The following is a 15,702-nucleotide window of genomic DNA, read 5'->3' on the forward strand; positions in this document are numbered from 1 at the left end:
CGCGCGCCAAGAGGATCAGCGGCGCAGAAGGAGCTGGTGGCCGCCTTCGCGCGTCAGTTCCAATGCGCCATCGGCGGTCAGGCGCCATGCCATCTCGCCCTGCAGGGCGGCGGTATAGCGGGTTTCCTGATCGGCGAGGGCAGGCGCGACGCAGGCGCGTTCCGTTATCGCCATCGACGTGAAGGTGATGGTGGTGCCGGTTGCCGAATAGCCGCCGCTGAAGCTGTTGCAGTTGGTTGAGCCGGACACGTTACCGTCAGCGGTGAAGGTGAGCGTCAGGCGGGAGTTGTCGATTACGCCACCCCGGTTGATGTCCTTGACAATCCATTCCGCGCCGGTCAGGCTGGCCGGATCGCCTTCCGGCGCGGCGCCTTCGGGCGGCAGTGGGCGGGCGGTGAAGGAAATGCCTTTCTCGCCCTTGATGGTGAGGTTGCCGAGGCCATCGACGCGCGCTTCCGTGGTGCCGGAGAGAATGGTCGTGAAAGCAATTTCCTGCTGCATCACGCCGTCGTGCATGCAGGCCATCTTGGTCATGCCGATGCCGGAGAATGTCAGCCTGCTGTCATTCTGAGTATAGCCGCCGAAGAAGCGGTTGCAGCCCGTTGTGCCGTTGACCTTGCCATCGGCGGTGAAGTTGATCTTCGGCTCGTGGCCGGCCACGACGGCGGTGCCGCCCATCGCCTCAACGGTCCAGCCGCTGCCAGCGAGCGTGGGGAAGGTGACGGGCGTAAGTTCCAGCTGCGTGCCGTTCTTGCCGGTGAGCACGACACGGCCTTCGGCGCCTGCGCTGAGGCTCACCTTGCCCCGCAGCGTGGAATGGATGACGCTTTCCTGATTGCTGACCGTCTGGTCGATGCAGCCCATCATGGTGGAGACGAGGTCTCCGAAGGTCAGCGTGCCGTTTCCTTCCTTGAAGCTGCCGCCATAGGAGTTGCAACCGCCAAAGCCGCCGACGCGGCCATCTTCGCCGAAGCTGATCTTGAGGGGGCGTTCGCCGACGGCTGGCTTGTCGCCAATTTTCGTGATGGTGAAATTGCCGCCCGTAACGGTCGGTGCCTTCGGAGCCGGCGCGGGCGTTACCTTGACCATGATGAGGTCATCCATTTTTACCTCGCCCGTGACCGCCGGGATCGCGTGAACAGTGTCCGTGGTCCAGAGGAGGGCGCCGTCAGCGCCCTTGATGGTGGCGCGCACGGTGTAGGTGCCGCGCGGGTCGAGCGTGTCGTTGACGCGCAGCGTGAAAGATTTCGGCACGCCGCCATCATCAAGGCTGTCGGACCAGTCTGCGAGGCTGATTGACGGGGCATCGGCGCGCGAGGTGTCGGAAAGTTCGACTTTGAGGACGGAGCCCTTGGGCGCCATGATGCGCTCGCGATAGGTGGCCTTGCCTGTGACGGTCAGCATGGCGGTTTGTGCCTCCCCGGAAAGATTTGCGGGTTGGGTCTGGCAGGCCGTGAGCGCCGGAACCGACACGGCCAGGAATAGGGGGATAAGCACCGCCCTGCGCAACTGGAATCCAGCCATCAAATTTTCCCTTCAACTTCTTCTTCGAACGATATGCAGGCTCAGCTGGCCCGGCGGCTGCGTACATCCCCGGACGCGATGGCATCAGCAAGGCGGAAATGTGGCGGCCAGTTCCTTAGAGTAACCTGCCATAGCACCCCGCAGGATACAGCTTAGTCATTTCCAAGACAGAGGAAGCTGATAAGTTCGATCGGAAAAGAAGAGCAGCCAATGAGCAGCCGATACTGGGGAGGTATCGACTATGCCCATGATTACGACCTTGGACATGCAACGCGGGCGCTGGTTTGCCTCGTTGCCGGAGACGATACAGGAAGACGTGCTGAGCAGTGCCGTGAGGCAGAAACTGCGGCGCGGAAAGCATGTCTTGCGTCAGGGTGACGAGACCAGCGGGATTTACGGGATCGTCAGCGGCGAAGCCCAGGTCATTGGCACGACGCTTGCCGGGCTGGACATGCTGGTGGCGGTCTACCGGCCGGGCGACTGGACCGGCTTCCTGGCCTGCGTTGACGATGGACCCTACACATTCTCTGTGGTGGCCAGCCAGCCTTGCGAAGTGCTGCACCTGCCAATCGCTGCGGTGCGGCGGATCTTCCTGTCTGACATCGAAAATTTCCGCCGGTTCGTGTTGCCGGAACTGGCGTCGATCCGTGCGGTCTATTCGCAGGTTGTGGAGGGGCTTGCCTTCACACCGCTGCAGCGGCTGGCGCGGCGGCTGGTGGACCTGACGAGCGCGCCGCACAGCACCTGGGAGGAAGCGTCCAGCTTCATCAGCGCCGTGACGCAGGACCAGATTGCGATGTCGATCATGGCGTCGCGCCAGTGGACCAATCGCCTCCTGCAGCATCTGGAGCAGGCCGATGTGATCCGTATCTCACGCAGCAGGATCGACATTCTCGACCGGGCGCGGCTGGTACAGCTGGCGATGCATGGAGAGAGCGGATTCACGCTCGGCGAACCGCCTCAGATGACTGAGGCGGCCCGCGAGCGTCGAGCCTGAATCGGGGCCTGAAATAGCTCCTGAAACAGGGCGTTAGTGAACGTCCGGAATCTCGGTGATTTCAGCGAGGGTCTGGCCACCGCAGGTGACGGTGACGCTGCTGTAGGCGCTGCCGGCGAGGGGGCCGGTATACTGCACTTCTTCGGTGGAGATCGCCATGAGGGCGGCGTCCGTTGGGGCGACCGGGATGAGCTTCAGGCGCAGGGCCGGGGTCATCGAACGGTCCATTGGGCCGACTTCCCAGTTGAAGGTGTAACCCCCTGTATTCACGTCAACTTTGCCAATGACATGGATGGCGGGCGAGGCGTCCGGGCCGGGCATACGGTTGACCCAGGCTTCCCAGTCGCGGGAGTCGAGCACGGCGCAGGCTTCTTCCACAGGGGCGGCTTCCGGGGTGAGGGTTTCGGTTTCTTCTGCTGCAGGTTCAGCAGGAGTCTCGGTTTCGCCGGGGGTGGCGGGAAGGGTGTCTTCCGGGGCCGGGGTGCAGGCGGCGAGGAGGAGACCGCCGGCGGCGGCGAAGGCGATATGGCGGAGGCTGGTCATGGTTTTCCCCTTTGGGTGAGGCGTTTCAGACTAGGCACATTCTCCGCCACACCGTGTCATTTTGAGGACAGACAGGGACGAATAGGGTCATTTCCGTGTCGAACCGGTCCTTTCTGGGGCTCAGCGGCCCTCCTTCGAGATTTTGAGGCCGCCGGACACCGGAAGCGAGTAGAGGGTGCCATCCTCACCGACATCAATCTTGCCGTCATAGACCTCGCCCGCCCCTTTCAGGAAGTAGGGGTAGAGGAGCCTGGACGGGAGTGGGGGAACGATATGGTAGATGACGAGGCGACCGGCGCCGGCCTCCTGCGCGGAGCGGGCCGCGTCGACCGGTGAGGCGTGATAGTTGAGAATGTCGGAGAAGACCTTCGAGACAGAGGCGGCGCCCGCCTCGCCCGCAGCTTTCGACATGGCGGCGACCATTTCCGGATTGAGGGCCTCGTGAAAGAGGAGATCGGCATCTTTCGAGACGCTGACGAGATTGTCCGAGTACACCGTATCGCCACTGATGACGGCGGAGCGGCCTTTATAGTCGATCCGGAAACCGTAGGCCGGCTCGATCGGGGAGTGGTTCACGAGGAAAGCGGTGATCTGCAGGTCGCCTTCGTCCAGCAGGACGCCGCGCGAACCGGGGCCGGCGGGCAGGTCGATCACCTCTGGCGCGAGGCCGTATCCTGCTGGGTTTGCAACAACGGGGCCATGATGGGCCATGCGATAGGTGCTGTCGATCCGGTAGGCGGCGTTGAAGCCGTCTGTCAGCTCGCCCACGCCCGGCGGGCCGGCGACGGGAAGCGGCGTGGCGCGGCTGCCGCCGACCCAGGTGCCGATCATCAGGTCGCCCATCCCATCGAAATGATCTGAGTGGAGATGGCTGAGATAGAGGCGCTCGATGCGGCCGGTGGGGAAGCCCATGCGCGTGAGGCGGCGGACGGAGCCGGCGCCGACATCGAACAGGAAGGCGCGATCGCCGGCGAGCACGCCGATGCACGGCCCGGCGCGGGACGGATCGGGCAGGGGCGAGCCGGTGCCGCAGAGATAGACGTGCAGGCCATCGGGCAGCTCTGCCGAGGCATCGCGCCCGATAGACTGGACGGCGCGCTGGAACAGCGCCTCTCCGATCTGCACGGCAAACAGCTGGCGGGCAGCCACCAGAAGCAGCAAGACCCCGGCGACCAGGACCAGGCCCCATTTCACGACACGCATGTGCTCCTCCCCGAGCTTGTATCTGGCGCTCACTGAGCATGTGGCACGTTTAGTGTCAATTGTTTTCGGGAAGACCGAAAATGCGGCTGGTGCGCTGGGGCGTGAGTCGGCGTGAGGGCCGATCAGGGACGCGGCGCGCGCCCGCGCTGCGAAAATCCTCCGATAAAGTTACAGGACAACTGTTCGGCAAATTTCTCGCCAGAGTTATCCGTCGGCGGACCGGTACATGAATGTGACGCCAGCTCACATTGGGTGATTTTTGTGCGCCTGACGGTAGCGGAGTTCTGTCACTTGCGTGACGAAGACTGGGAAAACCGGGATTTGCGCGCCCAGTGTCAAAACACGGATGATCTGCAATTGGACGAAATTTTCCCGCGATTTCGAAAAGTTGAGTTTTCTCATGAACAACTCAAGCGTGCGTTGCAATTGAAGATGAACATTGTTCGCAAGCGGAGCGTTGCTGGCACTCTTGCGTTGCGCAACCGGAGCGCTCAGAGGGGCCGCAAAAGAAGAAATCAGAGTCTTTTTATGGTCAACTCCTCCACCCAAACCCCTGTGCGCCGCACGCAGCGGGAACGCAGTGAAACCATGCAGAAAAAGGTGATGGAAGCGACGCTGCGCGCCATCGCAGAGAAGGGGTACCATCTGGTCTCCCTGCTGGACATTGCCCGCACGGCCGGCGTTTCGCGCGGCGCGATTACCCATCACTACGTGAACAAGCAGGAACTGACGGCCGCTGCGATCCGCTACTTCGTGGACTGGCGGAATAGCGAGCTGGTGGACGCGGTAAATGACTGCGCCTGTTCTTCCTTTGCCTGCCGCCTGAACGTGATGTGGGATTGGTTTCAGCGCATTTTTCCGATCACGCTGGAAGTGGTGACCGCCCTGCGGTCAGACGTGGAACTTCGCCGGCTGGTCGACCGGGGCGGGGCGGGCACCTATGAGAAGATCACCAGCGGCTATGCTGAATTTTTCAGTGAGGAAACGGGGCTGGAGCTACCACACAACGTTATCGTGATGGTCACGGCGTTCTATCGCGGCCTGTATTTCGAGTCGCTCACCGGATCGCGCGAGGAAATCCTGGCGGTGAAGGCAGAGTTCGATGCTGTGCTGGAGCAGGTGATGAAGCAGCAGAAGGTGAGCGCCGACGCAATCGATGCCCTTCAGGCCGTGCCCTACAATCAGGGGCCTCCGAATGGGGGCGATTGGCAGTAAGGCGCCCCACCTGCCAGTCAGATAATGAGGCATGCCAGACGCGGGCCAGATGCGGGCCGGGCGAATCGGGGGCGCCCGATCCTGCACTTCGGACTACAGATTCCGGATGCGACGCTCAGAAAAAAGAGAACGCCAGTTTTGTATGTTGCCTCTGAAAATCATGCCTTCTGGAGGCTACAGCAAAACGTAGGTTTTTTGGTGGAGCGGGCACCCGTACGCTGACGAGGGGTCTACCTGATCGAGTATGGGCCTGATTATGCAGGATCTTTTTTCGCAATTGAGGATCACTCGCAAAGTCTTGAATTTATTGACATATCAATCGAAGGTGTTTTCGCGCGCCGGAAGCCGCCGCCGGATCGCAATCCCGGATGGATTTCGGGCGCGGTTGTTTGAGCATCGCTCACATACCACTTGATCTGTTCGGTTTATGGACGCTGAATTTCCGGACAGTCCCACTAAGGGATTTCCCTTAGTGGGGCCTCACAAATTCTGGGGGCAACATGACGGACAATAGATCAGGCGACAGACCACGGCGCACGCAGCGCGAACGCAGCGAGGCCATGCAGCGCAGGATACTGGAAGCGACGCTGCGTGTCGTTGGTAATCAGGGTTACCATTCCTTTTCCTTGCAGGACGTTGCGGACGAAGCGCGCATCTCGCGCGGGGCCATTACGCATCACTACACAAGCAAGGTGGACCTGGCGGCGGAGGCCATCCGCTATTACAACACCTGGCGTTTCAGCCGCGTGACGGATGTGAGCGAGGAGACCCTCATGCTTACCCTGACGCAGAAGATGGACCGGCTGTGGACTTCCTTCGTCGAGATATTCCCGATCACGCTGGAGATCATCTTTGCCCTGAGGGCCGACAAGGAACTGCGCGAGCTGGTGGGCCAGAAGAAAGGCAAGATCGTTGAGGAACTGATCAGCGGCTATGTAAAAATCTTCTCCGAATATTCCGGGCTGCACCTGCCGATGAATATCATCGCCGTGATCAATGCCTTCTATCGCGGGCTATACCTGGAGGCGATGGCGGCGCCGCCTGAGCGGGTGAACCAGATCAAGGATGATTTCCAGAAAATCATCATCAGCTTCCTGAAGCAGAACAACATGTTGCCACATGAGCTGGCGCTATACCGCAACCCGCCGATGGCGCCGCTATTGTCGCAGGCACCCCAGCCGGAAGTGGCCGGGCAGGACAAGAAAGTAGGCTGATCCGCGCCAGCACCGGGGGATTTCCGGTGCTTTATCCATGCCGCTTTCGCGGCGTGGCGGGGCAAAGGCGCGCGCCTATCCGGCAGGCCGCGGCGGGCGGCATTCTGCGGCCCATGAACGATCTTCTCTCTCACATGAAACCGAGGGCGCGGCTGAGACCCGGCAGCGCACGCGAGCTGCGCCTGTTGCGGCTGGCCTGGATACTTGGCTGGCGGGCGCCGGCGATTGGCGCGCTGACCGGCCAGAGCAGGGAGGTCGTGCACCGGCGGTTGACAAAGCACGGCCTGCGCGGGGCGCCAGAGCCCGGCGAGGTGGCGCGGCTGAGCCTTGATGTAATGCAGGACGCGGTGGCCGACGGGCTGGTTTCAGGCGGCGCGGCGGACGTGAAAGAAGCCGTGGTGACCCTGCAAAGAATGGCGGGAACGGCCAAGGCAATGGGCGTGGAGCCGCCCGGAAAACAGGACAAGGATAGTGGGCAGACGGATGATAACTGGAGACGGGAAGCCCTTGAAGAGCTGGAGCGACTGGTCAGCGTGGAAAGCGGAACCGAGACAAAAGCTGCTGGGCGCGGCGAAGGCGAAGGAAACGCACCTGTTGAGCGAGCCACTGCAGACACTGCTGGCGCGCCACCAGTTTCTCGCGCTGAGCCGCGATACACAGGTTCCGCCGCCGGACCTTCAGCGGACGTGGTTGCTTTCGGGCGGACGCGGCGCGGGCAAGACCCGGGCGGGGGCCGAATGGGTGCGCTGGGCGGTGTTGCAGGGCGGGTATCGCCGGGTGGCGCTGGTGGGGCCGACCTTCTCGGACGTGCGCGAGGTGATGATCGAGGGGCCGAGCGGGATCATGACACTGGCGCGGGAGGAGGACGACCGGCCCGTGTGGCAACCCTCCCGCCACCGGCTTGAATGGAAGAATGGCGCGGTCGCCTATGCCTTCTCCGCTGAAGACCCCGACAGCCTGCGCGGGCCGCAATTCGACCTCGCCTGGTGTGACGAGGCGGGCGCATGGACGAAGGGGGGGGCGGTGTGGGACAATTTGCAACTTGCCCTGCGCCTCGGACCGAAACCGCTGGCGATGGTGACCACGACGCCGCGTGCCACCGCATTAATCCGCAGGCTGAAGGCGGACCCCGGAACTGTGGAGACGCGCACGGCGACCGCCGACAATGCAGGCAACCTTTCGCCGGGCTTTGTCGGCTGGATGCAGGCGGCCTATGGCGGCACGGCGCTGGGCCGGCAGGAGCTGGAGGGGCACTACATTGACGATCCCGAAGGGGCAATGTTCGTCCGGACACAGATCGACCGGATGCGCGTGGAGGCGGCGCCCGTGCAGCTCGACGATTGTATCGTGGCGGTGGACCCGTGCATCTCGGCCAAGCCGGGGGCGGATGCGTGTGGCATCATCCTGGCGGGGGTGAAGGCGGGGCATGGCTATGTGATGGGGGACGCCTCGGCGCCGGGGCTGGCGCCGCATGTGTGGGCGGAGCGGGCCGCGGCGCTGGCGGAAGCGGCGGGGGCGAGCTGTATCCTCGCCGAGGCCAATCAGGGCGGGGACATGGTGGCCGAGATGCTGCGGATGACCGGGACGGGCGTGCCGGTGCGGCTGGTGACGGCGCGGCTGGGCAAGCGGGGCCGGGCGGGGCCTGTGGCGGCGCTCTATGCGCGGGGGCGGGTGAGCCATGCCGGGCATTTCGATACGCTGGAGGACCAGATGTGCCGGTTCGGAACGGCAGAACAGGGCGGCTCGCCAGACCGGGTGGACGCGCTGGTCTGGGCGCTGTGGGCGCTGATGAGCGAGCCGCAGGGGCCGCGGGTGAGTTTGCTGTAGGGGGAGCGGGACGTTGTGGAGATTGACTTTTCTGCGGCGCTGCGCCAATGGATGCCATGTCAAAACATACGAAACCAGAAACTGTCATTGAAGCGCTCGAAGCGCTCTATTCCGAGGCCACCGAGGCCCTTTCCAAAGCCCTGAACACGTTCCTGCATGACGGGACCCCGCCGGACCAGAGCCTGCGGGACGACGGCATATTCTGCTATCCGCAGCTGCGCGTCGTGTATGATCCCGAGGGGCCGCCGCCGCCGATTTCCCGATCCTTCGGCAAGTTTTCCGAGCCGGGCATCTACATCACCACCATCACGCGGCCGGACTTCTTCCGCGCTTACCTGCTGGAAGTGCTGACCCCGCTGATGCGGGATTATGATGTGGAGGTTTATGTCGAGCGGTCTTCCTCCGAAATTCCGTATGCCTATGTCTGGGACCCCTCGCAGGCCGCTGGCCTGGAGGAGATTGCACCCGCAGAGCTGGTGCGCTGGTTTCCCTCGCCGAAGCTGACGCTGATTGGCGATGAAGTGGCCGATGGCGAGCCGTTCGAAGCGGGCGAAGAGCGGCCGCTGGCGCTGTTCGATGCGCAGCGGGTGGATTTCTCGCTGAAGCGCCTGCAGCACTATACCGGCACGCCGGTGGAGCATTTCCAGCAATATGTGCTGTTCACGAACTATCACCGCTATGTGGACGCGTTCTGCGACTGGGCGCTGGAGCAGCTGGACGGGACGACGCGGTATACCTCTCTGTCGGTGCCCGGCGGGCTGGAGATCTCGACGCCGGAAGAAGGCAGCCGGGCGGCGATTGACGCCTCGCCCTGGCGGCGCTTCCAGATGCCGGCCTATCACCTGCGGGCGGCAAATGGCGCAGGGATCACGCTGGTGAATATCGGTGTGGGGCCTTCCAACGCCAAGACGATTACGGACCATTTGGCCGTGCTGCGCCCGCAGGTGTGGCTGATGGTGGGCCATTGCGGCGGCCTGCGGCATTCCCAGTCCATCGGGGACTATGTGCTGGCCCACGCCTATATGCGTGAGGATCATGTTCTGGATGCTGTGCTGCCGCCGGAAATCCCGATCCCTCCGCTGGCGGAGGTTCAGGTGGCGCTGCAGGAATCCGCAGCGGCGATCACCGGGGAAAAGGGCGAAGCGCTGAAAAAGCGCCTGCGCACGGGCACGGTGGTGACCACTGACGACCGGAACTGGGAGTTGCGCTTTACCGCAACTGCCCGCCGCTTCAACAAGAGCCGGGCCGTGGCGATCGACATGGAAAGCGCGACGATTGCGGCCAATGGCTTCCGCCTGCGTGTGCCTTACGGGACGCTGCTGTGCGTGTCTGACAAGCCGCTGCATGGCGAGATCAAGCTGCCGGGCGCAGCCAACCGCTTCTATGAACGCGCCATCGGCGAGCATATCCGCATCGGCATCGCCACGCTGGAACGCCTGAGCGAAGACGGCGGGGCGAGCCTGCACAGCCGCAAGCTGCGCGCCTTCGATGAGCCCCCGTTCAAATGAGCGCGGGCGCGGGCATCGACTGGGACGCGCTTAAGGCTGCGGCGCTGGAGGTTCGGAAGCGGGCCTATGCGCCGCATTCGAAATACCATGTGGGCGCGGCGTTGCTGACGGCGAGTGGCGAGATCGTTGGCGGGTGCAATGTCGAGAACGCGACCTATGGGGCGACCTGCTGCGCCGAGCGCACGGCGGTCGTCTCTGCCGTGGCGGCGGGGCTGACAGACTTTCGCGCGATTGCCGTGGTGACGCAGGGGCCAGAGCCCGGCACGCCGTGCGGCATCTGCCGGCAGGTGCTGGCGGAGTTTTCAGCCGATGGATCGCTGGAAGTGTTGTGCTTTACGCCCAATGGGGCGGAGGCGCGCTATACGGTGGCCGAGCTGTTGCCGCATGCCTTCCGGCTTTAAGGGTAGGCGCGTGCGGCGAAAGGGCATCTGCGTGATTACATTCGTCAGCCTGCTGACGGCCTGTCGGTCTGCGCCGGAGCCGATCGCAATGCCGGAACGGGCGCGGGCTGAGGTGGCGGCAGAAACGCTGGCCTATTATGCGGGCAGCTATGAGCTGGAAAGCCCTGAACCGGGCACGCTGAAGCTGGAAGCCGGGGACGGACTGCTGATTGCCACGCTGGACGGGCAGTTTGCGGGGCTGGCATTCTATCCGGAAAGCGCGACACGCTTCTTTGCGATTGAGCAACCCTTCGAGATCGAGATTGCCGAAGATGCCTGCGGCCTGACGCTGTTCGCCGACGGCACGCAAACCCATGCTGAGCGCGTGGTGGACTGACGCCGCGCCGCCTGGAGAATGGCTTCAGTCCTTGCCGCAGCCGGGGGGAGCGATATCTGATCGGTCGCCGCTGGGAAGGCGGGTGATCCATTCCTTGAGGGCGCCAGTGGACCAGCGGCCATAGATTTCCGTGCCGTCGCGCAGGGTGCAGAGGGCGTAGCCATCGGTTGAGCCATTGCGGACCTGGCCGGAATAGATGCTGCCATCCTGATAGGTCAGCGTGCCCAGGCCATTCAGGTTACCCGCTGCGTTTATGGAATCCGAGCGGAACTCGCCTTCATAGGTGGCGATCGCAATGGGGGTGTCCGGACGATAGGGGTATTGGAAGAGGCCGATGTCCCGATTGCCGAACTTGAAGCGGCCGGCGAAGGATTCCCCCTGCGAGGCGCCGCCATAGGTGTGGACGCCGTAGCGGACGCCCTGCGTGTCGTCGCAGGAGCCTTCATAGCCCCTGCCGGTACAGCCTTCGGCGGCAGCCTTGTAACGGTAGGCGGCTTCGCGGGCCTGGGCTTCAGCGCTGCGGGATTCTTCCAGTATGAGGGTGGCCGAAAGATGCGCATCATAGGCGCGCATGAAGAGCGCGCTTTCTGCCGGCGTCATCAGGTCCAGATCCATGTCCGGCATGTTCGCCTCAGGATCGGCGGCGAGGAAATCCTTGGCCGGGCCGGCGGGACCGGCGGATTGGAATGTGGCATCGGCAAGGGCGGGGCCATCCTGGCCAGCCAGATAGATCGGCTCGTACAGGCGCGGCTCCACAAAGGGGCGCTGGACACCGCAGACATCCGGATTGGCGCAATCCATGCCGAGATCGAGCGAGCGGGAGACGACCCTGTGCGTGACGGCGGCAAACAGCGTTTCGACGGTCTGGCCAGGGCGGGCGATTTCGGCGGCCAGTTCGGGTGCGTAGAGCCCCTCGCGGGCAAGCTGGCCAAGATCGGCAGAGTAGGCGACCAGCATTCCACGCGGCGCTGGCAGATAGCCGATGCCTTTGACATTGCCCTTGTCGCCGCCGGTGGTGATGTTGCGGCAGGCATCGAAGACCAGGATGACCGCGCGTGCCCCGGCGCCATGCAGGTCTGCGCTTATTTCCGCAAGGTCCACGCCGAAAGCGGCGACATCGGACGGCGCGCGGAGCATTGTCTCCGTGCCAAGCAGGTAGCTGTGACCATTGTTCGTGTTCTGAGCGCCGTGGCCGGTATAGTAAACAAAGCCGACGGCATCGGGACCGGCATTGTCGAGCTGGACGCGGTAATCGGCAATGGCTGCTTCCATTTGCGGTTTGGTCAGATCCCGGTGGCGAACGATCTTGAAGCCGGTGCGGCACAGCGCGTTGGCGATGAGGCTGGCTTCAGCCTCGGCAGAGACGACATTCGACGGGCCGCGCGTATAGGTCGTCTGCGCGATGATGAGGGCGAGGCGGGGATTGTTCGCATCCAGCGTTTCGACCGGCGTACAGGCAGGCTGTGCGCCGATGGCGGCGTCAAGGCTGGCGAGGGTAACCGCGCCGTCGGCGGCGCTGGCGCTGCCCTTGATGCCGGACGCGCCTTCTTCAGCGGTGGGAGGCGCGGCGAAAAAGCCGCCTGAGTAGGCCATGTAGCCGCCGGCGCCGATGCCGCCTGCGAGCACAAGGACGATGAGGCCGAGCAAGGGGGCTTTCATGGGGAGGGTGGCTCCGTGTCTGTGCTGCATTCATGAGGGCCGCTGCAATAGCTGACGGCGCCGAGGGTGAGGGGGGCGTCTTTCGGGATGGCGGCGCGGATGAGGCCGAGGAGATGGCCTGTCGGGCTTTCGATCGGCTGGAAATCGCCAGCGGGGCTGAGCGGGAGGTCAGCAGTTTCCGGCAGCAGAAGGGCGATGACCGATTGGGGGCCGTAGGGCTCCTGCGCGCCGATGCGCGGCAAATTGAAATCATCCGGGAAGCGGACGGGCGTGCCCGCAGACAGCGTCGGCCAGCGCGTCGACGGATCGGCGGCCTGCCGGGCGGTGGGGTAAATCTGCGCCAGCTCTCCCCGGCTGTTATAGTCGAAGAGGACGAGCTTGCCGCTAACAGGGGGCGTGATTTCGATCTTCACCGGGGCTGCGGGCTTCAGCCAGGAGATAGGGGCGCCATCTGCGCGCAGCATGCGGAGGGGAATGGGGGCGACCTGGCCGCCGGACTGGGCCGTGAGGCTGGCGATGAGGGCGGGGCCTGCCGCCTCAGCCGGGGGCATCCGCGCAGGCGGCTCGCCAAGGGTGAGGCCGGTGACAGCCGCGATCCAGCCGGCATAGGCGGAGACCTTGGTGTAGACGCCCGGACTGTTGGCGCGGGCGCAGCCGATGCCCCAGCTGACGATGCCGATCTGATAGGGGCAGGCATTCATGTTGAGCTTGACCAGCGGGCCGCCACTGTCGCCGGAGCAGGCGTCCGCAACGCCGCGTGGCTGGCCGGCGCAGATCTGGGCGTCGCCGATGCTGAAATTGAGCGGCTTACCCTCGGCGGCGATGGCGGCCTTCAGCTTCTCCGTACACAGGGAAATCGGCATGGTGGCGATGGCGACATCCATGAGGCGCAGGGAGGGCGCGTCGATCCGTGTGCCGGCGGAGAGATAGCTGATGCCGTAATCGGCGCGGGGCTGGTCTTCCTCCAGCAGGCCATAGCCGGCGACTTCTGTAATCTCGCCTTGCGGCGTGAGGCGGTCAGTTGACGGATCAAGGGAGAGGCTGGCGAGCGGGCCGGAATAGGGGCGATCGAGGCGGACGAGGGCGATATCGTTGCCCAGCGCGGCCTTGCCGGGGATGTAATCGCCATGCACGACGACCTCGGCCACGGAAAAGATTTCGTCCGGGGTGGCTTCGTCCAGCCGGCTGTTGCCGAGGATGGCCTTGACGAAACCGCGCGCGCGCAGGTCTGTCCCCTCCCGGTTCCAGGCATAATAGCGCGGGCGGGCGCCGTTTTCAGAGAGGACGGTTTCAACGCAATGGGCCGCCGTGAGCAGCCATTCCGGCGTGATGGCCGTGGCGCCGCAGAAATGCTCCCCCTTGCCATTGAGGTAGACGATCTGGAGCGAGGCGATGCCCGGCCAGTTTTGCGCAAAGGCGGGGCGGCCATCGGTGATCTTGGTTCCATCCGTAGGCGGCAGGCGGGAGCAGGCGGCCTGTTCCTGCGCAAGGCCCGCGGCGGGCGCGAGCGCCAGGAGGACGGCGAGCAGGGCGGCGCGAATGCGGGCCGGGCGGGCGATCATCTGGTGGCATCCGTATCAAAGAGGATGGTGACTTCGACGCGCCGGTTGAAGGCGGCGGCGCCGCCGGGAGAGGCCGGACGCGTGGCGCCATAGGCGTGGGTAAGGATCCTTTCGGCGGGCACGCCTTCGGCCATCAGGAACGCGGCGACGGCGTCCGCCCGGCGGCCCGATACGCGCAGCGACATGGGCGCCGAAATGGTGGAGCCGTCATCATTGACCAGCGTGCCATCATCATGGCCGGAGATGATGACGCTGGACACGGCGCAGCCCGATGCGCCGCCTGCGATTTCCTGCAATGTGGCGACGGAGGCGGCATTGAGGTCTGAGCGGTCGTAATCGAAATAGACGACCGCATCCGTCTGGGCGCAGACTTTCTGGTATTGGCCTGCGGGCAAGGGATCGGGGTCCAGGATTTCCTCGGGGAGGGAAATCATGCCGCCGCCGGAGATCACCCTGTCCTCTTCGGTGACAATGCTGGTGTCTTTGTCCCAGATGTCTCCGATGGCGGCGTTAAAGGCGACGTATCGGCCTGTTTGCGGGCGTTGCCAGCCGGTCGGGTTTGGCCGGGTCTCCGGGACGTAGAGCGCGGCGACTTCCGTGCGGACGGAGTTTGACGGCTCGGCAGCGCAGGGCGGCAGGGACGCCAGGCGGCTGGCGGCGGCGTAATAGGCGCCCTGCGGGTAGCGGGTCATATAGTCCGCATAGATACTGCAGGCTTCGGGGGTGCCTGCGCCGGCGGCTGCGGTGAGCCAGAGGGCGCCTTCCTCGCTGAGGGCGCCCTGGCAATCGCCATCCAGGCACCAGTCGAGCGGAAGCTCGGAATAGACTGCCGGGCGCTGCCAGTGGGGCACGAGGTCTGCATCTTGCTGCACGAGCTTGCGCACATCCTCGAAGATGCGGGAGAGCGGGCGATGGGCATCGGCCAGGCGCGGCAGGAGGTGACGTGTGAAGAGGGAGTAGCTGTTGGCCCGGTCGCCCGGCAGGCTGGCGAGGGCGGTTTGCCCCTGGCCGGCGGCGAAGGCGACGAGGACACCCTCGCGTTCCTGCAGGGGGCCGAGCCCCTTGGGCAGGCTTTTCGTCTGATCACGGAAAGGGTTGTTGCGACAGGCATCGACAATGGCGATGACCGCGCCGGGCGAGCGGCTCTGGATCAGGTCCAGCACCGTCTGGCCGAGGGCGACAGTGTGCAGCTTGCGTGAGGATTCAGTGCCCGTGAGCGGCGCATCGACGAAGGCAAGGTAGTTTTCCGAGCCATCCGACCAGCCATGGCCGGAGAAGACGAAGGCGACCGTATCGCCGGGCTCGATACTGTCGATGAAGTCCCCTAGGGTGGCGAGGAAATCGGCCTGGGTGATGTCAGCCCTGACGATGACCTCATCGAAGCCGATCGCGTCGCCGAAGACTTCGGCATAGCCGACGGCATCGCGCTGGGGCACGCCTTCGAGGGGCGAGAGCTGTTCGTAATTGCCGTTGCCGATGATGAGGGCGCGTTTGGACTGGGCAAAAGCTGGGGCGAGCCCCGCCGTGAGCAGCAGGAGCAGGACCGCGAAATAGCCCCGTATGCGGGACAGACGCAACATGACGTGTTCCACCCACTCTTCGTGAGCGGAGATTAGACTGGCTGGTCGCCTTGTCCATGGGAAATTAACCATGCATTGCGCCGGAAAACAGGA

The 15,702-nt window shown here is 64.2% G+C and carries 14 protein-coding genes; 7 read left to right on the top strand and 7 right to left on the bottom strand.

Translation table 11 applies throughout. From position 1 onward, the window contains the following. Nucleotides 1-15 precede the first annotated feature (15 nt). Nucleotides 16-1,524, bottom strand: a complete 1,509-nt coding sequence (locus K1X12_RS10130; protein WP_220987479.1) for an META domain-containing protein — start codon at nucleotides 1,522-1,524, stop codon at nucleotides 16-18. Between the two features lie 247 nt (nucleotides 1,525-1,771). Between K1X12_RS10130 and K1X12_RS10135 the strand changes: the two genes are divergently transcribed. Continuing rightward, on the top strand, nucleotides 1,772-2,521 hold the full coding sequence (locus tag K1X12_RS10135) for a Crp/Fnr family transcriptional regulator (protein ID WP_220987480.1): 750 nt from the start codon (nucleotides 1,772-1,774) through the stop codon (nucleotides 2,519-2,521). Nucleotides 2,522-2,554: 33 nt separating this feature from the next. On the opposite strand, the gene K1X12_RS10140 is transcribed toward K1X12_RS10135, so the two are convergent. From K1X12_RS10140 to K1X12_RS10150, 3 genes are all read right to left on the bottom strand, one after another. Beyond that, the gene (locus K1X12_RS10140; RefSeq protein WP_220987481.1) at nucleotides 2,555-3,064 is read right to left on the bottom strand and encodes a hypothetical protein; all 510 of its coding nucleotides are present in this window, start codon (nucleotides 3,062-3,064) and stop codon (nucleotides 2,555-2,557) included. Nucleotides 3,065-3,184: 120 nt separating this feature from the next. Continuing rightward, the gene (locus tag K1X12_RS10145) at nucleotides 3,185-4,267 is read right to left on the bottom strand and encodes an MBL fold metallo-hydrolase (RefSeq protein WP_220987482.1); all 1,083 of its coding nucleotides are present in this window, start codon (nucleotides 4,265-4,267) and stop codon (nucleotides 3,185-3,187) included. A gap of 243 nt (nucleotides 4,268-4,510) precedes the next feature. Next, nucleotides 4,511-4,912: a hypothetical protein gene (locus K1X12_RS10150; protein ID WP_220987483.1), complete on the bottom strand. Its 402-nt coding sequence runs from the start codon at nucleotides 4,910-4,912 to the stop codon at nucleotides 4,511-4,513. Between K1X12_RS10150 and K1X12_RS10155 the strand changes: the two genes are divergently transcribed. The 6 genes from K1X12_RS10155 (at nucleotide 4,871) to K1X12_RS10180 (ending at nucleotide 10,808) form a co-directional block, all read left to right on the top strand. Beyond that, complete coding sequence (locus tag K1X12_RS10155; protein WP_220987484.1) at nucleotides 4,871-5,482, top strand: TetR/AcrR family transcriptional regulator; 612 nt, start codon at nucleotides 4,871-4,873, stop codon at nucleotides 5,480-5,482. The two genes, K1X12_RS10150 and K1X12_RS10155, sit on opposite strands and share 42 nt — an antisense overlap. A gap of 500 nt (nucleotides 5,483-5,982) precedes the next feature. Continuing rightward, nucleotides 5,983-6,696 carry a TetR/AcrR family transcriptional regulator gene (locus K1X12_RS10160; RefSeq protein WP_220987485.1) on the top strand — a complete coding sequence of 238 codons (714 nt, stop codon included), beginning with the start codon at nucleotides 5,983-5,985 and terminating at the stop codon, nucleotides 6,694-6,696. Between the two features lie 594 nt (nucleotides 6,697-7,290). After that, on the top strand, nucleotides 7,291-8,523 hold the full coding sequence (locus K1X12_RS10165; protein ID WP_225907939.1) for a DNA-packaging protein: 1,233 nt from the start codon (nucleotides 7,291-7,293) through the stop codon (nucleotides 8,521-8,523). Nucleotides 8,524-8,579: 56 nt separating this feature from the next. Then, nucleotides 8,580-10,031, top strand: a complete 1,452-nt coding sequence (locus K1X12_RS10170) for an AMP nucleosidase (RefSeq protein ID WP_439649725.1) — start codon at nucleotides 8,580-8,582, stop codon at nucleotides 10,029-10,031. After that, nucleotides 10,028-10,432 (top strand): cytidine deaminase, encoded by a 405-nt coding sequence (locus tag K1X12_RS10175; RefSeq protein WP_220987488.1) that lies wholly within the window; start codon nucleotides 10,028-10,030, stop codon nucleotides 10,430-10,432. Before K1X12_RS10170 ends, K1X12_RS10175 begins: the two co-directional genes overlap by 4 nt. Before the next feature lie 31 nt (nucleotides 10,433-10,463). Next, nucleotides 10,464-10,808 (top strand): hypothetical protein, encoded by a 345-nt coding sequence (locus K1X12_RS10180; protein WP_220987489.1) that lies wholly within the window; start codon nucleotides 10,464-10,466, stop codon nucleotides 10,806-10,808. Nucleotides 10,809-10,832: 24 nt separating this feature from the next. Here K1X12_RS10180 and K1X12_RS10185 read toward each other — a convergent pair whose 3' ends face one another. From K1X12_RS10185 to K1X12_RS10195, 3 genes are read right to left on the bottom strand one after another with little or no spacing between them, the layout of a single operon-like run. Beyond that, nucleotides 10,833-12,467, bottom strand: coding sequence for a caspase family protein (locus K1X12_RS10185; protein WP_220987490.1), 1,635 nt, complete (start codon nucleotides 12,465-12,467; stop codon nucleotides 10,833-10,835). Next, nucleotides 12,464-14,029 carry a trypsin-like serine protease gene (locus K1X12_RS10190; protein WP_220987491.1) on the bottom strand — a complete coding sequence of 522 codons (1,566 nt, stop codon included), beginning with the start codon at nucleotides 14,027-14,029 and terminating at the stop codon, nucleotides 12,464-12,466. Before K1X12_RS10190 ends, K1X12_RS10185 begins: the two co-directional genes overlap by 4 nt. Further along, nucleotides 14,026-15,609: a caspase family protein gene (locus K1X12_RS10195; protein ID WP_220987492.1), complete on the bottom strand. Its 1,584-nt coding sequence runs from the start codon at nucleotides 15,607-15,609 to the stop codon at nucleotides 14,026-14,028. The genes K1X12_RS10190 and K1X12_RS10195 overlap by 4 nt, the downstream gene beginning before the upstream one ends. Between the last annotated feature and the right edge of the window lie 93 nt (nucleotides 15,610-15,702).

The organism is Hyphomonas sediminis (genome assembly GCF_019679475.1).
In the GTDB taxonomy this organism is placed as follows: Bacteria; Pseudomonadota; Alphaproteobacteria; order Caulobacterales; family Hyphomonadaceae; genus Hyphomonas; species Hyphomonas sediminis.